Source organism: Ktedonobacter sp. SOSP1-52 (assembly GCF_016587395.1).
In genome coordinates this window covers 217,879-234,232 of the sequence record NZ_BNJH01000003.1, presented here as the reverse complement: position 1 = coordinate 234,232, position 16,354 = coordinate 217,879, and the positions used below count along the sequence as shown (strand labels likewise).

The 16,354-nt window shown below is 52.8% G+C and carries 12 protein-coding genes; 5 read left to right on the top strand and 7 right to left on the bottom strand.

What is annotated here, in order from left to right; translation table 11 throughout:
- Positions 1-103 precede the first annotated feature (103 nt).
- Positions 104-898: an MIP/aquaporin family protein gene (locus JMJ16_RS26650; RefSeq protein ID WP_201386516.1), complete on the top strand. Its 795-nt coding sequence runs from the start codon at positions 104-106 to the stop codon at positions 896-898.
- Positions 899-1,105: 207 nt separating this feature from the next.
- Positions 1,106-2,005 carry a SirB1 family protein gene (locus JMJ16_RS26645; RefSeq protein ID WP_201386515.1) on the top strand — a complete coding sequence of 300 codons (900 nt, stop codon included), beginning with the start codon at positions 1,106-1,108 and terminating at the stop codon, positions 2,003-2,005.
- On the opposite strand, the gene JMJ16_RS26640 is transcribed toward JMJ16_RS26645, so the two are convergent.
- On the bottom strand, positions 2,002-3,864 hold the full coding sequence (locus JMJ16_RS26640; protein ID WP_201386513.1) for a MutS family DNA mismatch repair protein: 1,863 nt from the start codon (positions 3,862-3,864) through the stop codon (positions 2,002-2,004). The two genes, JMJ16_RS26645 and JMJ16_RS26640, sit on opposite strands and share 4 nt — an antisense overlap.
- A gap of 249 nt (positions 3,865-4,113) precedes the next feature.
- On the opposite strand from JMJ16_RS26640, the gene JMJ16_RS26635 reads away from it, so the two are divergent.
- Positions 4,114-4,788: a prolyl oligopeptidase family serine peptidase gene (locus tag JMJ16_RS26635; protein ID WP_201386511.1), complete on the top strand. Its 675-nt coding sequence runs from the start codon at positions 4,114-4,116 to the stop codon at positions 4,786-4,788.
- A gap of 36 nt (positions 4,789-4,824) precedes the next feature.
- On the top strand, positions 4,825-5,595 hold the full coding sequence (locus tag JMJ16_RS26630; protein WP_201386509.1) for a 3-hydroxyacyl-CoA dehydrogenase: 771 nt from the start codon (positions 4,825-4,827) through the stop codon (positions 5,593-5,595).
- A 76-nt stretch (positions 5,596-5,671) separates the two neighbouring features.
- Here the strand turns inward: JMJ16_RS26630 and JMJ16_RS26625 are convergent, their stop codons facing one another.
- The 6 genes from JMJ16_RS26625 to JMJ16_RS26600 all read right to left on the bottom strand — a co-directional run bounded on the left by JMJ16_RS26625 (position 5,672) and on the right by JMJ16_RS26600 (position 14,412).
- On the bottom strand, positions 5,672-6,265 hold the full coding sequence (locus JMJ16_RS26625) for a DUF4388 domain-containing protein (protein WP_255553265.1): 594 nt from the start codon (positions 6,263-6,265) through the stop codon (positions 5,672-5,674).
- Positions 6,266-6,315: 50 nt separating this feature from the next.
- Complete coding sequence (locus tag JMJ16_RS26620) at positions 6,316-8,316, bottom strand: methyl-accepting chemotaxis protein (RefSeq protein WP_201386506.1); 2,001 nt, start codon at positions 8,314-8,316, stop codon at positions 6,316-6,318.
- Between the two features lie 56 nt (positions 8,317-8,372).
- Positions 8,373-9,578 (bottom strand): amino acid ABC transporter substrate-binding protein, encoded by a 1,206-nt coding sequence (locus tag JMJ16_RS26615; RefSeq protein WP_201386504.1) that lies wholly within the window; start codon positions 9,576-9,578, stop codon positions 8,373-8,375.
- Positions 9,579-9,739: 161 nt separating this feature from the next.
- Positions 9,740-10,807: an ABC transporter substrate-binding protein gene (locus JMJ16_RS26610; protein WP_201386502.1), complete on the bottom strand. Its 1,068-nt coding sequence runs from the start codon at positions 10,805-10,807 to the stop codon at positions 9,740-9,742.
- A gap of 422 nt (positions 10,808-11,229) precedes the next feature.
- Positions 11,230-12,948: a M48 family metalloprotease gene (locus JMJ16_RS26605; protein WP_201386500.1), complete on the bottom strand. Its 1,719-nt coding sequence runs from the start codon at positions 12,946-12,948 to the stop codon at positions 11,230-11,232.
- 159 nt (positions 12,949-13,107) lie between these two features.
- Positions 13,108-14,412, bottom strand: a complete 1,305-nt coding sequence (locus JMJ16_RS26600) for an NF041680 family putative transposase (RefSeq protein ID WP_201382681.1) — start codon at positions 14,410-14,412, stop codon at positions 13,108-13,110.
- Positions 14,413-14,851: 439 nt separating this feature from the next.
- Here JMJ16_RS26600 and JMJ16_RS26595 point away from each other — a divergent pair, with 439 nt between their 5' ends.
- On the top strand, positions 14,852-16,240 hold the full coding sequence (locus tag JMJ16_RS26595; protein ID WP_201386496.1) for a hypothetical protein: 1,389 nt from the start codon (positions 14,852-14,854) through the stop codon (positions 16,238-16,240).
- Positions 16,241-16,354: the final 114 nt, after the last annotated feature.

The following is a 16,354-nucleotide window of genomic DNA, read 5'->3' as shown; positions in this document are numbered from 1 at the left end:
GCCCGTTTTCATTGCAGCCAGAGACGCATCCCCAGGGATATGTATGCACCGCGACCTCTTTCCACGTACTAATACTATACAGAATCCAAAAGAGGTATTTTCTATGAAACGAGATATATTTAGACGTAGTTGCGCGGAGTTCCTGGGTACCTTCGCCCTGGTCTTCTTTGGTTGTGGGGTACGCGCCATAGTCGGTGATACCGAGAATATCGCAGGCATCTTTGTGGTCCATTTGACCTTCGGCCTGACGGTTGCGGCCATGATCTACCTCTTTAGCTATCTCTCAGCCGCCGTCTTCAATCCCGCAATCACGCTGGGTTTTGCCATTACTCGTCGCCTTCCCTGGCGCCTGGTGCTGCCCTACTGGCTGGCCCAGCTTGCGGGAGCATGCAGCGCCAGCTTCGCCCATATGCTACTCTTTCCCGGCAAAGCCGAGCTGGTCCATTATGGCGCGAACATGCTGAAAACCAGCCTGCCAGCCGCGCTCGTTCTGGAAGCGCTTCTAACCTTTGTATTGATGATGGTCAGTATGGGAAGCGCGACGGATAAACGCTTTGTGCGCGCCGATAGCGGACTCACAGTTGGATTCACAATTATCGTCTGCGGCATCCTCGGCAACTCTCTGACTGGCGGCAGCATGAATCCCGCACGCAGCCTGGGGCCTGCCCTCTTTGCGGGTGGTGCTATCCTGACCAATTCCTGGGTCTATATTGTGGGTCCCTGCCTGGGCGCATTGCTGGGAGCACTGGTGTATGAGCTTCTGCGCGGCAATCAAGAGAATGCCAAGCCGGTCCTCGAAGACTATCCCGTCGCGCCCCGCGTACCCATCCAACACATCCTCACCAGGAAGCTCCAGCAACCTTCACAGCCAGAGCAAGATCAAAAGGCAGCGAGCTAACACATATGCACATTCTGGGCTTGACTCCTCGCGCCTGCGTGTGCCTCTGATAGAACTGAGCTATTTCATGGTATACTTGGCTATATCAAAGTCCTCTAATGCGGTCAAACGTAGTCGTGTGGCGTAGGCGAAAGTACCAGGGCTACCTGGTACACAGGTCCCTTCCAGCTTGCAACCCATAAGTGGGTATGCTTTAATGCCCTGAGTATGGCAGAGAGATTTTCGCGGGAAAGCCCACAACAACGCATCTATACTGCGTTCGCATCGCTTCTCGCCCAGGAAGATGCCGCCATAGACCTGGTGGGAGCGGCCCTTCTCATTGCGAAGCTGGCGTATCCAGAAATAGATATTGCATGTTATCAATCACAGCTCGACGCCCTCGCGCGGCGGGTCCGGGGAATCCTTGGCCTTTCTCCAACCCTCCCTTTAAATGCCATGCCCACCTCACCCGAACGCGAGCCACATGAGTTTCTCCAGGCTCTCAACCAGGTCATCTTTGCAGAGGAGGGCTTCTGCGGCAACTCCAGCGACTACAATAATCCCGACAATAGCTATCTCAATAAAGTCCTGGATAACCACGCCGGAATCCCCCTTACGCTCTCACTTGTCTATATTGAAGTCGCGCGCCGCGCTGGTCTCTCCATCGAGGGCATTGGCCTGCCCTATCACTTTATCGCACGCTGCCAGTATGGCGAAGAAACCTACTACATCGATGCCTTCCACCAGGGACGCCTGCTTAGTGAGCAGGAGTGTATAGAGCTGGTGCGCAGGATCGCCCATCGCCCACTCAAGTTACATCATCACTGGTTTGAGCCTGTCCTGCGTAAGCAAATGCTGGGGCGCATGCTCAATAACCTCAAACGCATCTACCTGGAGCGCGATGCCTACGAGCCAGCCCTGGCTATCTATGAGCTCATGGTCTTGCTCCATCCTCAATCCGCAGTTCATCGCCGCGAGCGCGGCCTGCTTCACCTGCAACTTAAGCACTATGGCCGCGCCCTGCATGACCTGATGGCCTATCGCGAACTGGCCCCGGAGGCCAAAGACCGTTACGAGGTCCTCAACTATATCAAGATGATCCGCCAAGCCATCGCGATGATGAACTAGCGTACATCAACCTCTTCCACGGGAAGTCCCTCCATCTGCATAATCTTGAGCGCGTTGGTCGTAGGACAGGGGCCGGTGCGTAGCTTATAATCAAAGACCATCTGCCCCTCAACCACCTCCTCGCGGAAGTGATAGTTCTTCAGGTCGTGAACCGCCTCCTCCAGGTGGACCAGTTCCAGGTCATGGGTAGAGATCGCACCTAAGCAGTCATGACCCACAATGGCACGCACAAAGGCCCGGCTACCGCTGAGGCGCTCCCGGTTATTGGTGCCCTTAAAGATCTCGTCGATCAAGAAGAAGAGAGGATAGGGAGAAGACTGCTCCAACGCATCTAGCAACTGACGCAGGCGCCTGACTTCAGCGTAAAAGTAGGAGTAGCCATCCGTCACCGAGTCGTTGACGCGGATGCAGGTAAAGAGACGAAACAGGCGCGTTGTCAGCGCGCTGGCACAGACAGGTCCCCCCGCATAAGCCAGGCAGAGATTGACGCCCAATGTGCGCAAAAAGGTGCTCTTGCCCGCCATATTTGAGCCTGTCAGAATATCCACTTCGCCCAGCCTATGAAAAGCGAAATCATTGGTTACACGAACACGATCCTGGATAAGCGGATGCCCAAGGGAATGCGCGCTAAAGAGCGGTGCCTTCTCCTGTGTGAGCTGATCATTCGCCAACACTTCGGGCAGGATATACTCTGGATTGAGGTAGGCAAAGGTCGCGAGCGCGTTTAAAGCCTCCAGCTCAAACCAGGTATCCAGCCAACCAGGAAGAAACTTGACGATCTGCTCTTTGTACTGGCCCAGGCGATAGGCGCAGTATGCATCCCAGGGTAGAAAGAGGTTCACCAGCAGCCAGAGCAGCCCATTGGCCTTCAAACCTGCCGCAGAGGAGATGCGACCAATGCCACGTAGCACGCGTGAGGGTCGATTCTCGCCCTGCTGCTGAAAGGCCGCACATAAACGCGCCAGGTGCTGATTGCGCCCATAGGAGTAGCTCTCCAGGAAGCCAAAGACCGATCCGAGCGCACCAAAGTTGTCACTCATGTAGCCCGCATCTTCGAAGATATTGCCCCGTATCTTCTGCGTGAGCGCGAGAAAAAAGATTCCACCAAAGAAGGTCAGCACCCAGAGATTGGGCGTATGGGTGACCACGCTCGCCACCAGGTCTATGAGCGTAAAGACATTCAAGACGAGCGAGGCCCATAGCAGAGGGCGCACACCTTTAGAGGGTGGATTACGCTTTAGCCAGTCGACAAGCTCCTGCCCCTGCACCTGGCCTGTCTTGCCTTTTGTCGCGATCAGCGAGAAGAGCACCAGCTTATCGCGGAAACGGCTCAATGGACGCAGTTCCTCAACCAGTTCCTGGCGTGTCCATATACACTCCAGATCCGGCTCCGTTGCCAGAAGCCACGAGCGCAGGCGCTCGCTCCCCTCGCGGGAGAAGGACATGTCCAGCAGGCGATGCAGCGAGTATTTCCCTGTCACATCCAGGTCAAACTCAAAGGGATGATCCTCCTGCCCGCTTGCGGGGGCGGGAGCCGGTATATGCTCCCAATCCAACCTGGCGCGCGCCAGATGCGTCGATTTGATCAAGAGCCAGGCCTTGTGGCGTGTCAAGCTTCTATCGACCTGGCTATGGTAATACGCGGCAACACCAAAGGCCAGCAGGCTGAGCACTCCCAGGATAATCCCCAGCCACCAGAGCAAAAAGCCCACCGCCAGGCTAACAGCCAGGCCTCCAAAGAAAATAAACAGCCGTATCCACGAGTAGCGATTGCTACGCGCGTCTAATTGTTCTATATGACGCTGTACCCGCTGAAGCTGCCGCTCCAATAGGTGTATGCGTTCCTCTTTCTTCTCCACGCGTTCGATCCTTAGAAAATGAGTACACAAACGTACGCTTTATAGGGCAGTCTAGCACTCCTGTACCTCAGGCACAAGCCGTCAGGCACAGCTCATACGTTAGACGCTATACCACTTGTACTGTCGTCTTCGTTTATGATAAGAATAGAGTGCAACAGTATAGCGATCCATAAAAAACGCCGTTGGTAACGATGTGCCCCATAGTAGGTGGATCGTTCCAACATCAGCCTCTCTATGGAGAACCAATTCATGCATAGCATACAACAGGAAGAGACCCTGCACGATACCACAACTAATGCAGTCCGTCTACGCTACCTACTTTATCTTCCCGATAACTACGAAATGTTAGCGGGGACACGCTGGCCGCTCCTGCTCTTTTTGCATGGGGCGGGTGAGCGCGGGGACGACCTGGACCAGCTCAAAAAGTATGGTCCGCCCAGGCAGGTTGAAGAAGGAGAACGCTTCCCTTTCATTCTGATCTCGCCTCAATGTCCAGACGACACCTCCTGGTCCGCGAAACAGGAAGACTTGATCGCCCTGCTAGATGAGGTAGCCCAGACCTACTCGGTCGATACTAATCGCGTCTACGCGACGGGCGTCAGCATGGGAGGGTATGGTACCTGGGCGTTGGTGGCGGCCCACCCCGAGCGCTTCGCGGCTGCCGTCCCCATCTGTGGCGGAGGTGATCCATCTACGGTAGCTAACATGCGCGATGTACCGGTCTGGGCCTTCCATGGTGCCAAAGACACGGTCGTCCCTCTCAGGGCGAGTCAAACCATGATTAACGCGCTTGAGCAAGCGGGTGGAAAGACCAAGCTGACCATCTATCCAGAGGCCGGACATGATAGCTGGACCCCGGCCTATGCTGATCCACAACTCTATTCCTGGCTTCTTGAGCACAGCAAAGTAGCTGAAACGCGCTAAATTTTTTTATTATCCAAGGAAGGAAAGGAAGCAACAATGCAGATTGCCAACAAAGGAGTTATCGTCACTGGCGGAGCCTCGGGTCTGGGGGCCGCCTGCGTGCGCCTGCTCGCAGGCGAGGGTGCTAAAGTGACGATCCTCGACTTCAACGCCGAAGCTGGCCAGGCTCTAGCGAGCGAGCTAGGAAGCACGGTCATATTTAGCCAAACCGATGTCACGAATGAAGAGCAGGTACAGGCCGCGATCAAGGCTGCGCAAGCTCACAGTGGCGAGATCAATATCGCCATCAACTGCGCAGGTATCGGCATCGCGGAAAAGATCCTGAGCAAACGCGGCATTCACTCGCTCGCCAACTTCAGCAAGGTCATATCTGTCAACCTCATCGGCACCTTTAACGTCATCCGCCTGGCTGCGGCGGCCATGAGCGAGAATCAGCCCGTGGGAGACGACGGTGAGCGCGGAGTGATTATCAATACCGCCTCAGTCGCGGCCTTCGACGGTCAAATTGGACAGGCCGCCTACTCGGCCTCCAAAGGCGGTATCGTGGGCATGACCCTACCCATTGCACGCGAGCTGGCCAGCCTGGGCATTCGCGTCATGACCATCGCCCCAGGTATCTTCGATACCCCACTCATGGCAGGCCTTCCCGAAGCAGCCCGCATCTCGCTTGGCCAGCAGGTCCCCTTCCCCTCGCGCCTGGGCCGCCCCGACGAGTACGCAGCCCTCGCCAGGCACATCATCGAGAACACTATGCTAAACGGCGAAGTTATCCGCCTGGATGGTAGCATTCGCATGAGTCCTCGCTAAAAGCACCTATAGCGAGAAGCCCGACCCTGCGATTGCGGCATGCCGCAATCGCAGGGTCGGGCTTCTCACATGCTCATCATCTTACTACACGAATGATCGTTAGCTCTTCCAGTGTCTGTAAAATCTGGTTCATTTCTTCAGGTGTACAGTTTATAGACCTGATTAACTCTCCAACTGCCTGGCGACCATCGATTGCTAAGATGACCTGGCGATATAAGCGTGGAAGTCCCGCCTTCTCGATAACTCCAATCGCCTTCATAACTGACATCGTCGCTCTAGGAACTGCTGTCAGCGGAAACGCGTTATTGCCAGATGCGGCGGCAGGCTGCCCCCCCTGCTGAGGCGCTGATTGCCTCAGCTGAGGTATCACAGGTGAAGTCTCACGTTGGCTCGGAATGGGACCGGTCTGTTGCAGTGGTCCCGTAGTCAGATGGGGAATAAAAACAAATACACACTTCCCCCAGCCTATCATTATATTGAGCGCATCCGGCCCTATATATGATCCCACCTGGGCGAAAACAATTTGCCCATTGGTAAACCCAATACTCCCTATCTCGGCATTTATACCTTCTCCACGCCCCACTCGCAGCTCTCCGGTCCTACCTTCTACTTGAATAATCTGTATAATCCTGGAAAGATTATCAGTTATTCTTCCTTGTTGTTGCGTCACATCTTTCTCCACATGTTCCCTCTTTACTCAAATGCTGAAAGAGACGCTCACTAAAAGCTACGTTGGGGAAATGCCTGTTGTGCCACAATATGTTCACGATTGGTTTGCGCAAAGATGTCCTGATCATCACGCAGCTTAAAGACCTCAGCGGAGACCAGGAGTTGCTCGGCCAGTTGGGCAACGCGTTCCATGCGTTTAGCCTCCTCACGGATACTCTGACTACTCTGTAGTGTCGATGAGGAAACACCCCGCATGACCTGCGCGACGCTACTAGAGGTTTGTAATTGTTGCTGTGCTGCCTGATTGATCATCTCTATTTCACGAGATTGATATTCAATAGCGGAAACGATGGCCTCAAAGGCCGCACCAGCCTCTCTTGACAACTGGGCACCAGTCGCAGCCTCGGTTTCGGTATCTTGTATAGAGATGGTTACTGACTCGATGTCTTCAAGGAGCTGTTTCACGATGCGCTCGATTTTATTGGTCTGCGTCTTCGCGACCTCAGCCGAACGACGAATATCATCTGCCACTGCTCGGAAGGCTTTGCCATTTTCTCCAGCCAGCGCTGCCTGGATCGAGGCATCCAACGCCAGGCGGTTTGTTTGGTGGGCAATGCCCGAAATGATTTTCACAATGTCACTGATCTCTTGCGAATGCTCCGCTAATTGCTGCACCTTCGTAGCACTCAAATGCACATCATTATTGATATGCCCCATCCCTTCGACAGTGCGCAACACGGCATTACGACCGGATTGTGTCGTCTGGTATACCCTACCTCCCACTTGCGAGAGCACCTGAACGCGCTGAGCGACCACACGGCTTGTATTGGCCATCTCGCTGATGTTTGTGGTTGCTGAGGTGATTTGCTTAATTTGTTCGTCCGCACTGTCTACAAGCTGCGCCATATCATCGTATGTCTGCAGCGTTGCGCGCTCAACCTCATTCGCCAGGGTTTTGAAGTTAATGACGAGAACACCCAGTTCGCTGACCATATAGTTGAAGAAGGAGGCCAATACACCCAGGCTGTCTGAGGACACCGTCGCCTGCACGCGCAGGTCGCCCTGGCCCGCGCCACTGACCTCTCCGATCAGGCGCTCAACCTGCATCTGGAGCGTTGTATGGCGCATCTCTGCTTCTTTAATAAGCTGAACAATGCTATTCAGCATATTATTCATCGAGAGGGCGACCATTTGGATCTCATCTCGCCCTTCCACATGCACACGCTGACTTGTATCACCCTGCGCGATTTTGGTAGTCAGAGTAGCAAGCTGACGCAGGGGACGTGAAATAGTCGCGTTGACAAGGGCGGCTGTAAAGCCAATAACGGCAATAATGAGCAGTATAGCCAGGACTGTCGCGATCTGGACAGGCATAATTTCTGAATTATTCAGAGCGGTCACCGCCTGCCCCACAGTTGTCGCCGCACCTACGACCGTCTGCCAACTCTGCTGCAACGTTTGAAACTTAAGGTTGGCCTGAAAGAGGGTTGCGTAAGTAGGTTGATACTGTAGGTCTTGGTTGTTATTCAGTTGCGCTAAAACCTGGTCCTGTAACTGCTTATATGCATTCCACTGCGTCTTTGTGACGTTATCAAGAGCCGCCTGCTGACCTGTGATTAGAGGAGCATTCGCGTCATCGCTAGCAAGAATATTGTGAATGACACTCATATTGGGAGAAGACGCGATTTTATAGGTTGTATTATAGTTTTTTAGCGTCTGATCGAAGTCGGTCTCACGAGCCACAATATCCTTCTCAATCAGAGCGCCTGAGGCTGCCAAAGATGGATCTCCTTGCAGAAGATCGTTGTTGCTGGCAAAAATCTGCGCGAAACGCGCCTGTAGTAAGGCATTCATGCGCTGTAGATTAATTTGTTGAGTGGTCGCAATCTGCTGCGCCTCAAAGCTTGTCTTTACCGCTTGAGCATGGGTCTGCTCCGCCTGTAAATAAAAAGAACCCAGCAGAACCATAGACAGTACTGCAATTACAGCCATGACTGTAAACAGGATAAAGAGTCGCGGGAAGATGCGTAGATTGCGTATAAATGTAAACATTCCAGTGTTAATCCTCTCTGGCTGCATCCAATGATGAAACTTTCACACGAACAGTCTTAGGACCAGGTGCTCTTGGGATACTCTGGATTCGCTTGCGCGTTGGTGAAAGGATATACCGGAACAAATTGTCCTTGCAGCCACTGGAACAAGGTGGGAATACCAATGGTATTGCCCCCATCTGGGTCAAATCGGAGCGGTCCCTGTAAGCTATTGAATACATTCGTGTGCAGCGCCTTGATAAGGGTAGCATTGTCAAGGCTATGCGTTTGCGTCACGGCTTGCTCCAACAACTGTCCCGCGGAGTAAGCTTCCGAAGTTGTTGTGCTAATATCCTCTGGGGAGCCACCATATTTGGCAACATACGCCTGCACAAACTGGGTATTCTGATAGGTTGCCGCGTGAGCATACCACCCGCTATTTGGGGCAAACACGCCCTCAGCCGTGCTAGCGCCAAGAGCATTGAGGAATTGCGAGCCTTCTTCTGGACCCGATGTCGAGACAATCGCTTTAGGATTATAGTGCTCTGCCTTAAACTCCTTGATAAAGCTGAGGCAATCCTCAAGGCCGCTGGTGCCAAGGACAACTACATCAGCCTTTGATTGCGCAATCTGCTTTGCCATCTGTGGAATATTGGCATTTGTTTCATAGGGAACCTTTGAATACACCGTTTTCAGGGTACCCTCCGGTGACTCTAAAATACTCGCTGATGCACTCACCTGAGGCGTCGTAAACGGGCTACTTACCGATACATAGGCAGCAGTCTGCGGACGCATACTCTGAGGCAAGGATAAAATATAGTAGGAAAAAGCCTGCAGGTTCTGCTTTGAGGGAAGAGTAACAACAAAGATATTGTCGAAATGCAGATTGAAAATGCTTGGAGCATTTCCCGTAGGCGCAAACATGGCAGCGTGATGCTGGTGCGCTACACTAGCAGCTGGCTTAGTCAGCAAACTGGAATATGGACCAAAGAGCAGGTCTACATGATCTTTGTCAATCAATGTTTGATAATTGGCTGTAACACGTTTAGGATCACTTCCATCATCCAGGCCAACAAGCGTTACCGGGCGACCAAGTAAGCCACCCCTCTGGTTCACCCCCTCTGCCCAGAGGACAAGTCCCTGTTGAAGCGCCTTTCCATCATTGGCGAACTGGCCTGTCAGTGATGTAGAATATCCAATTTTTATGGGAGTTTGATCTGTAAAAGTAGTAGTGGATTGTGAGCAGGCACTCAAACTAGCGAGGAGCATTAAAGCCACAAGCATGCTGGTTAGCGCCTTTTTCATATATTTGCAAGGACGTGTAAACACACTATTCCTCCTAAAAATGAGTGCAAAAAATAAAATATGCGTCAAAATTTACTCTAATTTCCAAGAAAGCATGCTATGTCTTAAACACAGCATGCTTTCTTGAAAGAGGGTACAGTCTAATGCGATTGCTGCATTGCCTGTACGAAGGCCTTAATCCAGTACTGATCGTTGTAGACAGAAGATCCGGATGGCACCGCTAATTGAGCGCTTTTCACGGTCGTTTTAAAACCGCCAAAATCCTGGCGCAGGTCGATGGTACTCATCAAACCAGGGATGTTTACCAACTCGGCAAAATTCTCACCAGTGGCAGGATTTTGGACGGCATCGTTGTAGACATCCGTTGCGATCTGGGTTGAAATGCTATACGAGCTGGCAATATCGGCAATGACAGTGGCCTTGTTCGCGGGATTTGCCGCAAACTGGCGGCCAAGGATCATGGCAGTGAGGAAGTTTGTGATAACACTGGAGTTCGCCTGGGCATAACTCTGAGTGACCGCGACAACCGGCCCCTGATAAGTCCCGACATATGCAGAGAAAGGAGCTAGATCGACGAGATTGGCATCATAATGAGCTTGCTCTGAAAAGGGAGCCCCCAAGATGGTGGCGTAGACAGGAGCGCCATTAAAGGTGCCCGCTTTCAACGCCTGGTAGCGCTGCAATGAGCCACCAATGACCTGCAACGAGTAGTCGCCATTCTGCAGGCTTAAACCATTAGCAGAGAGAATCTTCTCCAGGGCAAACACATACCCACTTGTAGGCGCATCGACCGCAATGGTCTTGCCCTTCAGGTCGGCGATACTATGAATGCCGTTCGCAGTATTGACGATCAGGTCCAATCCTTCCCCCTGATCAATACCTGCGATAGCCTGAGCAGATACATTGTTATTCACATACTGATTCACCACGTTATCAGCAGTTGTTGAAATAATATCGTACTGACCAGCTAAGATGCTATTCCACTGCTGCGTGGAGTTAGCGACCTGATTATAGGTAACACAGATACCTTCCTGCGCGAAGAATCCATGCGCTTGCGCCTCGATAAACGAAACACTGCGGCTGAATCCTCCATATTGGATACAAGTGCTTGTATCAGCGTGTGCACGACTAACGGTATTAAATGCAATCAGTCCTCCTGCAATGACAGCACATATAAGCACTGCCCAAATAATACGGAAAGGTTTCATTAGGAAAGATTTCATTAAGGTATTCAGGCCTTTCTTTGTCTCCACCCAAATAATACATAAGAAAAACAGAACCATTTGTACAAGATCCCGCCTTGCCGCTATCTATTTAAAAATTATTACAGCAAGTATATCGGTAAATGTACGAATTAATATTAATTCAACAAGCGGCGTTTAATCAATATAATAGCTGTAAAGGCTTATTAATTAGGACGATTAGGCTATCTCTTTTATGTATCTTATAAGTACATATTTCCAATATATTCCTATATGTTTTTTTATAAACTTTTACGTGGCAAAACGTTTCTTATTGCTTCAATATAACCAATTGCTCATACTCATTGTTTTCGGATTCAGGGTTAAGAAGGTGGTACGGCTCGGCAACTGCCGAGCCGTACCACCTTCCTAACCCTGGGCAAACGCCATCACGCCTCGGCAGGAGCAAGAGACGCAGGGCTTTTCGCCTGACGTTGGGCAAAGGCATCCGCGTGGACCAGGCGCTGCTGCGTGGTAGGATGCGTTGAGGTTAATCGTTGGAGTCGGGAATTACTGATTGGCCAGACACGATAGTGGGCCAGGCGCTGCTTCGAACGTTTAAAGGCCTCCACATTCTGCGTTGTCTGCAAAGCATATTCGTCTGCCCGATATTCCTGGCGTCGCCGTAGCCAACGATGCAGCAGAAAGAAGCCGACACCAATACCATAACAGAGTCCCACTTTCGCAATACTTTGCCCATCAAATTGCAAGAAGAAAAGGTACAGGCGCGTGGTTGTGGGAAACGTGGCGAACAGTATCTGCTGGCAAGCGAGCAAGGTGAGGCCGCTAAAAAGCGTTCTCCAACCCACACGCCGCAGAATGTCCTGGTGAACCAGATGTCCCAGTTCATGCGCCAGGATCACCTCCTGCTCATCGAGAGGAAACTTTTGATAAAATGTGTCGGTAAGGACGATACGCTTTTGCAGGCCCCATTGGACCAGGTGCGCATTGGCGGCCAGGGTTGTGCTCCCTGGTTTGGCATCTTTCGTCTCTTTCACATAAAAGCCTACGACGCGCGTTCCCGTGCGCCTGAGCAACGCCGACAGCCGCTCGTTCAAAGGCCCCTCTGGAACCGGAACTAATCTGGTAAAGAGGGTAATAGGAAATCGCGACAGAACATAGACCCGCACCAGGATAAAGAGCGCGAAATAGAGCGTACTCATCAGCCACCAGGCGGCTGGGAACAGGATAAAGAGCGCGTAGACCACCTCAAATGAAAGCAGAAACTGCGCCAACTGGAAAATATGATTTAGGCTATACGCCATCAACCAGCGCAGCGTGGAGGAAAGAAGCGAGCGCGATGCCTTCTTGCGTACCAACCGAGGCAGCACAGTAGCATAGACCCAGTGCAATGGCAGACACAATAGATACCAGAGACCGTAGCCAAGCATGACAATTCCCAGAGCAAGCCAGGGAAACCACTCGGGGCGTGGCTGGGCAAGGAGAAATGGCTCAGAGGTAAAGAGCGCCAGCAGCACATATCCAATGGAGTCTATGTATGAATCGACAAAGACCAGGAGCAGCACAAAAACAAGAATGACCCAGCCCAACCAGGCAAAAGGGATGTAATACCGCCGGGCCTGGTTAAGCCTGCGCATACGACGCCTGGAAGCTTCATCAGGCTTCGCGGGCGGCACTTCCTGAGCCTCCAGTCTGAGGGAGGCCAAGTCAGCAGCGGAGAGCCCTAACAGCTTCAGCATGTTCTCAAGTGTCAGTCCTGCCTCCTGGAGCATCTTCACCCCCTGGCTCTGCTCCTCATACCAGAGTGCTAGCAGGAAATGCTCTGGATTGATGACGGCGCCAAGCGCCGTATCCTTCAAACGTACTGTTCGCCCTACAACGACCTGGCTACGCTCGGACAACCCAATTTTCCCCTCCGTTGGCGCCCCCTCTTCCTGGGTCAAGCGGGCATGCAGATTAGCATAGAGGCTGGCGGGTTCAAGCGTCAAATGACTCAAAATCTCAGCCGCGCGCCCTTCACGCTCACTCAGCAGACCAAGCCAGAAATGATCTGGCTTCAACTCAGTGGCGCCCAGCGCTCGCGCCTCTTTTTCAGCGCGATTGATGAGAGTCTTTGCCGCATCCACAAACTGATTAAGCGTACTCATTCTTACCTCAAAGCCATTCCGTTTTTTGCCTTCAAAGGCGCCACATAGTGGCTTACATCTTCTTCCATTGGTGTTTAGATAAACAGGACCTATGAGAATGTGCTTCGCACATTCTGAAAAAAGGAAACCATGTTCACATTGACGACTCTCAAAAGACATTTAGCCCTTGGTTTTGGCCTTGTGCTTGCTTTTGAGGACCACGCCATGGCGTGGAGCAGGCTGCGGATGGAACCCAGAGGCTCGTCCTGGCGATTTTCCTCGCTTTTGGCACATCCGAGTCGGCGTTCCCAACTGCACCAAAAGCGAGGGCATTGTCCGACGAACTTGTCGGGGGGTCAGCGGACGTTGCTTGGGTTCCCAAGGCCGATACACGGCCTGTCCCAGCGGACGTGCCAACAGCAACTGGTTCAAAGCCAGCGCCACCAACAGACTCCAACGCTCGAATTGCTCGGGTGTGCGCACACGGGCCTGGGTCCAGAGCAAGTCTTGCTTCATGAAACGGTAGCCATGCTCATGAGAGAAGCGATGGGCGTAGGTGGGAGCGACCTCCTGCAAAGGCATGTCTGCCGAGAGCTGAACAAACCAGCTCTCACGCGGATCGCGCTTGCTGTTCTTGGCCCCCTCGCGCACCACACGCACCACACACACCTCGACATCACGACCTTGTTTGAAGTGCAACCCGCTCCAACGCGTGAGGTGGACAGGCCTGCCCTTCTCATCGTTTGCGCTCACGCTCTCATCGGCCCCTGTCAGCGTTTCTGCTCGTGTGCCTTGCAGCAAGGCTCCATCCAAAGGGATACGGCCTTTCTTGCTTTTGCGCACGGGCTTGCGATACAGCTTGCGGTTGCGCTTGAGACGAATGAGCACCTGGCAGCCCAACTCCTTGCAGGCACGCAAGAACGCAGCCGTCGCATACCAGCGATCTGCCAGGATGACCACGCGACGTTTGAGGTGAGGAACCACCTCGCGCAGCTGGATGAGAGCCACCTCGGTAGCCGTTTGGTCGGTGCGCACGCGTCGCTGATCCAGGATGCCAACCCAACTGCCAGGCTCGGTAGGCAAGAGCATCACCGTCGAGAACTGCCATCCCACACTCACTGGCTTGGTGGCACGAGGCAGATTGGGGACGTAGATGATGCCGCGATCTGGGCTGGTTTCGGCTTCTGGCCGAGGCACACTACTACAATCAATGCTGATGCAAATGAGTTCCTCGCCCCCTCGTTGCTGCAAGAGGGCGTGGATGCAGACGGCGCGCAAGGCGTCCTCATCAATCTTGCCATTGGTCAAGCCTTGATAGAGGCTGGACCAGCCACGCTCGAAAGCAGGCGCTTGCGACAATTCGATCAGCGAGCGAGCCTCGGACTCGCTCAGCAAGGCATCACACAGGTTGAACAGGGCATCGGCTCCGCGACCAAAGCACGCGTAGGCTTGCTGACGAAAATCGGTCAATGTGTTAAAGTACATCCACGTAATGCTCATTTCTTGTTGATTTTTCTTGTTGAAAGAACATTACGTGATGTGGCAGCTCTTGGCAATCAAGACTGCCTTTTTTCTTAGGTTTATCTAAACGTCAAATAGAAGATTATAAATGAAGTGTCAGAGACAAACTATGAACCAGTACACATTCATTGGTGCATCCCATAATCGCTCTTTTCGAACTCACGCTTCAACTTCTCCACCTAATTTTTGTATCAAGATATTCCCATTATGGCCTTTTATACGTTATACTAGAGCAAGATACTCTTCATGCAAACAGCAAGAAGGGTAAGCCCCTATTCCATGGTCAGCCCGGTTTACGCATGCTCTCCCTTCGGGAAACGTTCGTAGAGAAGAGGATAGGCGGTGTCATACAAAGAGAAATGATGGCGACGCCGCGTTGGTAGATAGAAGAGGGAATCGCATTATGACCGACTCACATAACCTTGTTCGCTTCAATCTGTTTCAGCAGCTTGTTGAGTGGCTCCACTGCAACCAGCAGGATACGCATAAGGGGCGTTTTTACCTCGAAAGACACCTCCCTCTAACCGAAGATCATAGTGACAAAGAGCTTGAACGCCTGATTAGAGCTCATGTAGAAGAGCATACCGAGCTCAAGCAACAGCTAGAATTTCACCTGCAACTGCTCCAGGAGGTACGCAGGCGCGGTGGCACACGCCAGGCGGTACGCGACGCCTATGTGAATCACTATGGTGGCCTGGTGCTTGATATCCCGGATTGGCTACATGTCTACCTTGAGCAGCGCAGCTATCTGGTTCTCCTCAACCGGCCTGAACGCACGCGCAGGCGGCAGGCGGAGATCCTACAGGAGGCTTTAAAGCGTACGGAGGCGGACGCCAAGGCACGCGCCGAGATCTGCGCGGCCCTGCGCAACGAAATCGGCATGCTCCTCATCTCGGGCGCGCAATATGCCACGCAGGAGCTCCAGGTCAAAGCCCTTGAGGACGCCATCGTCCTGCATAAACTGGCCCTCAAGACCTTTACCCCGGCGCGCTACCCTCTCCAGCATGCCCAAACTCAGTTACTCCTGGGAACCGCTTACCTGCAATATGGCTTCAGTGGCCAGGATAAAATGCTTGAGCAGGCCATGACCGCGTTCCAGGTAGCCCAGCGCACCTTCACACTAAAGGAGCATCCCGAGGAATGGCTCAAGCTCCAGACCTTGCTTGGCAAGGCATTGCTCAAACGCCCCAAAGGGAAGCCCGCGCAGAACATCGAGCAGGCCCTTGAGTATCAACAGACGGCGCTTCAACACATTACCTCTGATACACCCTCTGAAACTCTTGCCCTTATCCATGTGCATCGGGGTGACTGCTACTACCTGCGCCAGTTAGGTGAGCGCACAGAGAACCTTATCCAGGCTAAGAATTGTTATCGCCAGGCCCTGCACATCTTCTCTCCCAGCCAGACACCAGAGGAATGGGCCACGACCCATATCCGCCTGGCAGCCATCTTCCAGGCTCTTCCCTGGCAGAATGAGCAGCAGCACGACCGTAACCTGCATTGCGCCATTGTCTGTTATGAAGAGGCGCTCCGCACCTATCATCCCGATGTCTACCTTGTCGAATACGCCTCGACCCTCGTCAGCCTGGGCTATACGCATAAGCAGCGCCTGAGCGGTGACCGTGTGCATAACCTGCAACAGGCCTCCAGGTGCTTCCGTAGCGCGCTCCACGTCTTCACCAGCAACACCTTCCCCGCCTACTATCGCCAGACCCTGCTCAGCCTGGCCGAGTCAGAACGCCTGCGCAAGGAGACCCTCCAGCAGCAACTCAGCTCACCCTTGAGAGGATAGCCTTCGCGCCTACAACACTTAAATATTCTGGTGGGTATGGATGTGTGGCGTGGGTATTTGCCCACGCCACACATCCATACCCACCAGAATATTTTTATCTATCCTTGAATACTT

What these genes read in the sequence shown, in the direction of transcription:
- JMJ16_RS26650 (WP_201386516.1), top strand. Translation starts at nt 104, where the DNA reads ATGAAACGAGATATATTTAGACGTAGTTGCGCGGAGTTCCTGGGTACC.
- JMJ16_RS26645 (WP_201386515.1), top strand. Translation starts at nt 1,106, where the DNA reads ATGGCAGAGAGATTTTCGCGGGAAAGCCCACAACAACGCATCTATACT.
- JMJ16_RS26635 (WP_201386511.1), top strand. Translation starts at nt 4,114, where the DNA reads ATGCATAGCATACAACAGGAAGAGACCCTGCACGATACCACAACTAAT.
- JMJ16_RS26630 (WP_201386509.1), top strand. Translation starts at nt 4,825, where the DNA reads ATGCAGATTGCCAACAAAGGAGTTATCGTCACTGGCGGAGCCTCGGGT.
- JMJ16_RS26620 (WP_201386506.1), bottom strand. Translation starts at nt 8,316, where the DNA reads ATGTTTACATTTATACGCAATCTACGCATCTTCCCGCGACTCTTTATC.
- JMJ16_RS26615 (WP_201386504.1), bottom strand. Translation starts at nt 9,578, where the DNA reads ATGCTTGTGGCTTTAATGCTCCTCGCTAGTTTGAGTGCCTGCTCACAA.
- JMJ16_RS26610 (WP_201386502.1), bottom strand. Translation starts at nt 10,807, where the DNA reads ATGAAACCTTTCCGTATTATTTGGGCAGTGCTTATATGTGCTGTCATT.
- JMJ16_RS26605 (WP_201386500.1), bottom strand. Translation starts at nt 12,948, where the DNA reads ATGAGTACGCTTAATCAGTTTGTGGATGCGGCAAAGACTCTCATCAAT.
- JMJ16_RS26600 (WP_201382681.1), bottom strand. Translation starts at nt 14,412, where the DNA reads ATGTACTTTAACACATTGACCGATTTTCGTCAGCAAGCCTACGCGTGC.
- JMJ16_RS26595 (WP_201386496.1), top strand. Translation starts at nt 14,852, where the DNA reads ATGACCGACTCACATAACCTTGTTCGCTTCAATCTGTTTCAGCAGCTT.